This window comes from Mesorhizobium abyssinicae (assembly GCF_049887195.1).
GTDB classification, from domain to species: domain Bacteria; phylum Pseudomonadota; class Alphaproteobacteria; order Rhizobiales; family Rhizobiaceae; genus Mesorhizobium; species Mesorhizobium abyssinicae.
The window spans coordinates 1-342 of the sequence record NZ_JARAKC010000142.1 but is presented as its reverse complement, the minus strand read 5'-3'; the positions used below and the strand labels follow the sequence as shown (position 1 = coordinate 342).

Genomic DNA, 342 nt, shown 5'->3' with positions numbered 1-342 from the left:
CAATCTGGGCAATGCCCTTGCCGAAGTTCTGACTGAGCCAGCTGTTGAAACGACCCAAAGTACTCCGATAGCTATTTAGCGAGACTTGACTGTACCTGCTTGCAGCTGCCTGACATGCATCTTCGATCACCTGGTTGTCTTCGCTGACCGAGCGCGATCTAGCTGTTGTGACAGTCTGTCCGGCAGAATGCTGCCGGAGCCTTCGCAACGCCACGTTGGTGTCGCCCAGTAGTACGGCATCGTTGCCCGCGAAGTTCTTCGCCAGCGCGTCCAACCCCGGGTCCTCAATCTGGCCGGCGATCTGCGTCCGATGGTTCTCGTCAAGCCATTTGCTGAACTTGC

The 342-nt window shown here is 57.0% G+C and carries 1 protein-coding gene; it reads right to left on the bottom strand.

The features are described 5' to 3' along the window. Positions 1-342: hypothetical protein (locus tag PU724_RS34005; protein WP_426213865.1), on the bottom strand; the 342-nt coding region annotated here is incomplete at both ends.